At 31.4% G+C, this 6,407-nt stretch carries 2 protein-coding genes; both read left to right on the plus strand.

Going from position 1 to position 6,407, the window contains the following annotated elements; all coding sequences use genetic code 11:
- The first annotated feature begins 47 nt into the window (after window positions 1-47).
- The gene (locus tag ACLR9T_RS04645; RefSeq protein WP_413108368.1) at window positions 48-1,316 is read left to right on the plus strand and encodes a UDP-N-acetylglucosamine 1-carboxyvinyltransferase; all 1,269 of its coding nucleotides are present in this window, start codon (window positions 48-50) and stop codon (window positions 1,314-1,316) included.
- 215 nt (window positions 1,317-1,531) lie between these two features.
- Window positions 1,532-6,407: alpha-N-acetylglucosaminidase TIM-barrel domain-containing protein (locus tag ACLR9T_RS04650; protein ID WP_413108369.1), on the plus strand; the 4,876-nt coding region annotated here is incomplete at its 3' end.

The following is a 6,407-nucleotide window of genomic DNA, read 5'->3' on the forward strand; positions in this document are numbered from 1 at the left end:
AATTAATATATAGTAGTTACGTAGATTAAATTATAAGGAGGACTAAAATGAGTGAAGTAATTGCTATTGAAGGTGGACATAAATTGAATGGAACAGTAGTGGTAAGTGGTGCAAAAAATGCAACTGTAGCCCTAATTCCAGCAATTGTCTTAGCAGATAGTCCTGTAACTGTATATGGTGTACCAAATATTTCTGATGTTGACGCATTAGGAGTATTGTTAAGAGAATTAAACTGTAATGTTGAAAAAAATGAAGATGTATTGGTAGTAGATCCTACTAATTTGAAAAATAAACCGCTTATAGGTGAAGCAGTAGATAAATTAAGAGCATCGTATTATTTAATGGGGGCATTATTAGGAAAATGTAAAAAGGTAACTATGAAAATGCCAGGAGGATGCTTTTTAGGACCTCGTCCAATTGATCTTCATATCAAAGGATTTGAGGCTTTAGGAGCAACTGTTGACTATAGTAGTGATGGAACCTATACGATTCAAGCTGAGCGTTTGATAGGCAATAAGATATATATGGATTTTGCATCAGTTGGTGCAACCATAAATATATTACTAGCAGCAGTAAAAGCAGAAGGAAAGACAACCATTGAAAATGCGGCTAAAGAACCTGAAATAATTGATGTAGTAAACCTGTTAACAAAGATGGGAGCCAAGATACGAGGAGCTGGTACAGATACGATTACGATTGAAGGAGTAGAAACACTTCAGGGATGTAATCATGAAATAATTCCTGATCGAATAGAGGCGGGGACTTTTTTAGTGATAGCAGCAGCGGCAGGAGAGAAAGTAATCGTACAAAATGTAATTCCTCAGCATTTAGAGGCAGTAACCTCGAAGTTAAAAGAGATAGGTGTAAAAATGGATATTGTTGGAGACAGTATCATAGTTCATGGCGGGATAGAAAATTTAAGACCATCAGATATAAGAACGCAGGTATATCCAGGTTTTGCAACAGATCTACAACAACCGCTAACAGCACTATTAACTCAGTGTCATGGTAGTTCACAGGTAGTAGAGACGATTTATCCAGAGAGATTTGGACATTGTTATCAATTAAATTCAATGGGTGCTAGAATAGCACAGGAAGAAGCAATGTGTTATATAGATGGACCAACGCCACTACATGGAGCAAGAGTCTATGCAACAGATTTAAGATGTGGGGCAGCATTGATAGTAGCGGCATTAATGGCTGATGGGGTAACAGAAATAGGAAATGTATATCATATTGATCGCGGATATGAAAATATAGATCATAAACTTGTATCTTTAGGTGCTGTAATTACAAGACGACAGGTAGAAGATTAATATTATGATTGAAAAAGACATAGTAGTTCTAATTCTTAGAATTATTATGTCTTTTTATTTATAGTGTTTAGTGTATTATTTTACTAATGATTATAAAATTTTACTACTTTTTTTAAGTTATAATATAAGTATAAGGGAATTAAAAGGAAGTGATTTAAAGAGATGGGTAAAATTTTATATTTTTAACAGGAAAAATAGAAAGGAAGTAGGAAGGAATGAATCTAAAGAAAATTTTAAAAGTTTCTATGGTATCATCACTAGCACTATTGTTAATGTTTCCATCGATGGGAGTGTTTGCAAATGAATCAAATGACAATTATGCTTGGCAAGATGTTTCAAGTAAGGCAACTAAAGAAAATATTGCATTAAAGAAACCAGTGACATCTTCAACTATTGAGAAAAACCAATATGCTGAATATGCTGTTGATGGGAATACTAACACATATTGGGCAGCAGTTAATCCAAGTGAGCTAGAAGTTGATCTACAGGGTCTTTACAAAATATCCGAGATAAATTTAATGGCATACTTTGATGTACCAGCAAATGCAAATCGATATTATGATTATGAAATTTATTCTAGTTTGGATCAAAAAGAGTATAGTTTAGTTGCTAAAAAAGGAGATACAGCATGGAATACTCCTGAAGGGGACACATATAAATTTGATGAAACAATTACAGCTCGTTATATAAAAGTAAAAATTTCAAAAACACATGCAGAAAATCAACCAACTAATAATACTGGTCATATTAAGGAATTACGTGTTTATGGTGAATTAGTTGAATCCATAAAAACAAACGTTGCCTTAAATAAGGTAGCAACAGCTTCAGGACAAGAAGGAAACAGTAGTCCAAGTAAGGCTGTTGATAACAATGTTAATTCTTATTGGGCTAATGCAGGTGAAGGATGGTTGGAAGTTGATTTAGAAGGTTATTTTGATGTCGATGAAATTAATGTATTGCCATATTATTCAGATGGTCGTTACTATAATTATGAAGTATATACTAGTGTAGATGGATTTGAATATAAAAAGGTAGCGGAAAAGAAAGATAATGTTCCTCAGACTAGCAAAGGTGATACATATACTTTTGAAACACAAACAATAAGATATGTAAAAGTAAAAATGTTATCAAATTCTGCAAATCCTTCAATGCACATAAATGAATTAAGAGTATTTGGAATTGAAAATACTGAATTTGAACCACCAAAAGAAGATGTAGACACAACTAGTATTGCTTATCAAAAACCTGCACGTTCTTATAGTAATACAGAAAGTTATCCTGTAGCAAATATAAACGATGGAAAGTTATCTACATCATGGCAGGCATTATATTATCCTGCATATATAGATATTGATTTAGAAAGTAATTATAATTTAAATAAAATTCAGGTAATTCCTAGTTTTAAAGATTTACAAGCTTATTATCAATATTCAATTTTTACAAGTGTAGATGGTGTTACTTTTGACAAAGTTGGGGAAAAACAAGATAATGTCGTTGTAAGTAAAGAAGGAAATACTTTTGAAATTAATGGAAAAGAAGCTAGAATCGTTCGTATTTATTTAGAGTATTGTTCAGTTGGAAATGCGGGAAGTTTTGCTGAAGTAAGAGTATATGGAGATAAAAGTGAAAATCCAGTAATTGAAAGAGCTAATATTAATATTAGTGATTTTAAAGATACTGAATATGCAAATCCAATTACTGAAGCTGAAACATTAAAAGAAGTTAAAGGGGTATTAAGTCGTACTATTGGTGAAAGGTATTTAGATTGGTTTGAATTTGTATTAGAAGATAATAATGAAAATGATAATGATTATTATGAAATTAGTAATCATAATGGTAAAATCCAAATTAAAGGAAACGAAGGGCTTTCTTTAACAACAGGATTGAATTATTACTTAAAATATTATTGTAATGTTTCAATTACTCAACAAGCAAGACAAGTTAAAATGCCAGCTAAAGTAGTTCCTGTAACAAAAACTATTCGTAAAGAAAATCCTTATGAAGTACGTTATGCTTATAATTATTGCACTCATTCTTATACAATGGCTTTTTGGGGTGAAACTGAGTGGCAAAATGAAATGGATTGGTTAGCATTAAATGGAGTGAATGCTGTACTTGATATTACTGGTCAAGAAGAAGTTTGGAGAAGATTTATGAGTAATTTGGGATATTCTCTTGATGAAATCAAAGATTGGCTTGTAGGACCAGGGTATTTTGGTTGGCAATATATGGCAAATATGGAAAATGTTAATGGACCAATTCCTGATAATTGGTTTGCAAATCGTACTGAACTAGCTAGAATGAATCAAAGAAAGATGAGAGCATTAGGAATGACACCAATTTTACAAGGTTACAGTGGAATGGTTCCTAATAGTATCACTGAAAAAGATTCAAGTGCTGAAGTAATTCCTCAAGGATTATGGAATGGAATGCAAAGACCAGCAATGTTAAAAACAAACACTGAAACATATCAAAATTATGCAAAAATGTTTTATCAGGCTCAAGAAGAAGTATATGGAAAAATATCTAATTATTATGCAACTGATCCATTCCATGAAGGTGGTCAAACTGGAGGAATTGGAAGAGATGTTGTAGGTAGAAAAGTATTAGATGAAATGAAAAACTATGATGAAAAGGCGGTTTGGGTTATTCAATCTTGGAGTTTTCAACCAGCCTTATTAAGTAAAATTACGACTGAAGAAAAATCTAATAATATCCTATTGTTGGATTTAAATGCAAGTAAATCACCAAAATATTCTTCTACAGATGAATTTGCTGGAAGTGATTGGGTTTATTGTATGCTTGAAAATTATGGTGGTCGTTCTGGTATACATGGTAATTTAGAAAAATTGACTAAAATACCTAGTCAGGTAAAAAATAAGACAAATCATATGGTAGGAATGGGAATAGCGCCTGAGGGAACTAATAATAATCCTGTCAGATTTGATTTGTTCTTTGAAATGATGTGGGAAGAAGAAGATGTGGATTTAAATGGATGGATAACACATTATGTTGAACGTCGTTATGGTCAAACAAGTGAAAATGCCCAAAAAGCTTGGGAGTTATTATTAAAAACTGTGTATCGGCCAGCAACTCATGCTGATCCTCCTGAGTCAATAATTAATGTAAGACCTCAATTTGATGCTAAACAATCAGCACCAAATGGTAATATGAATAAAAATTATGATTTTAAGACTTTTGAAAAAGCATTAAATTATTTAATGAAAGATTATGATAAATTAAAAGATAGTGAAGGGTATTTGTATGATGTAACAGACTTTTTGCGTCAAGCAATTGCTAACAGTGCTGAACAGACATATAAGGAATTCACAAAAGCATTTAATGATGGAAATGTTGAATTATTTAAACAAAAATCACAAGAGTTTTTAAAAATGGTTGAACTTCAAGATCGGGTTTTGAACAGTAATAAGAATTTTATGGTGGGAACATGGTTGAATGCATCTAATCAAGCAGCTCAAGGGCAAGATGATTTTACCAAAAAGATTTTTGAATTAAATGGTAAAGCAATTATATCTACATGGGCTCCATATTACTGTTGGGGAGTTTATGATTATGCTAATCGTGAGTATGGTGGATTAACAAAAGATTATTACTTACAACGTTGGCAAATATGGATTCAACGTTTAACAGATAAAATAGAAGGAAAAGATGTTAATAATTATAAAGAGATTTCAATTAAGGAATCACATGAAATGGCTTGGCAATGGGCTAGAAGTGATAAAGAATATAGTATGGAAGCTACAGGTGATTCAAAAGCGTTATATGATGAGTTTGTAGATAACTATGCATTGAATGATGGTACAGTAAACGAATTACAGGTTGATCAAATGAGTATTGCTATTTCATGCGATAAACCAGATTATAGTGGTTATCCTATTAGTAATGCAATTGATGGTAATGTAAATACTTTCTGGACAACTAAAACAGATATAGATGCTCCATATACTGTGTTATTCGAATTTGATCAAGAAGAAACAATTAATAGTTTTAGTATTTTGCCACGTGATTATAAAAATAATAAAACTGGTAATGGTGATATTTTAGGTATAGAATTATGGGTAAGTGACGATGGAAATGATTATCGAAAAATTGCTCAAGAAGAATATGAACAAAATGGTAATGAACGTATTTGTAATTTTAATGCTGTTACAACAAAATATGTAAAATTAGTGATTACAAAGACATTAATTTGGAATAATGTTCCAACAAATGCCTCAGCAAGTGCAGCAGAATTTAATTTTTATAAGCCATTTGCTGAATTAAGAAGTACAATATATACAATTAAAAATAATTTAATTGGAAATATTTATGAAAATACTACTGTAAAAGAATTTTTGGCAGGATTTGATTTATCTCAAAATGCTAAACTTGTAGTAGTAAGGGATGGAAAAGAATTGCCAGAAAATGATGTGATTAAGCAAGGAGATATTGTTGAATATTATTATAAGGATAATAAAGTCAAAACTTATCAAATTGATGAATTTATAAAGGCGGCAGATTTTACTGAATTAAATAATTTAATTAATGAATGTGAAAAATTAAATCAAAATGATTACACACAAGAAAGCTGGGATTTATTTAGTGAAACTCTAACACTTGCTATTGGAGTGCAAGTAAACCCTGAAGCCACACAAAAAGAAATAGACTCAGCTGTAGATAGTTTAAGAGATGCTTATGATAAATTAGTGCCTATAAAGGTCGATTCTAATAAAACAGCATTATCAATTGCAATTGATATGGCTAAAGAAGTAACACAAGAACAGTTAGGTAAATTAGTACCAGCAGTAGCTGATGAATTCAAAGCAGCATTAGAAAATGCTGAAACTGTATATGATAATGCAAAAGCAAGTCAAGAAGAAGTAAATAATGCATTTGATCGTTTAGCTAAAGTAATGCAGATGTTAGAATTCTATAAAGGTGATAAGATTGCATTACAAAAGATGATGGATGAAATAGCTAACTTAACAGCAAGTGATTATACAGAATCAACATGGAATGCAATGCAGGCAGTATTGCCAAGTGTAAATGAAGTACTAGGTAATGAAAATGCAATGCAAGGTGAAGTAGATG

This window comes from Thomasclavelia sp. (genome assembly GCF_047249845.1).
Taxonomy (GTDB): Bacteria; Bacillota_I; Bacilli_A; order Erysipelotrichales; family Coprobacillaceae; genus Thomasclavelia.

Excerpts from the sequence above, each read along its gene's own strand:
- ACLR9T_RS04645 (WP_413108368.1), top strand. The coding sequence starts at position 48 with ATGAGTGAAGTAATTGCTATTGAAGGTGGACATAAATTGAATGGAACA.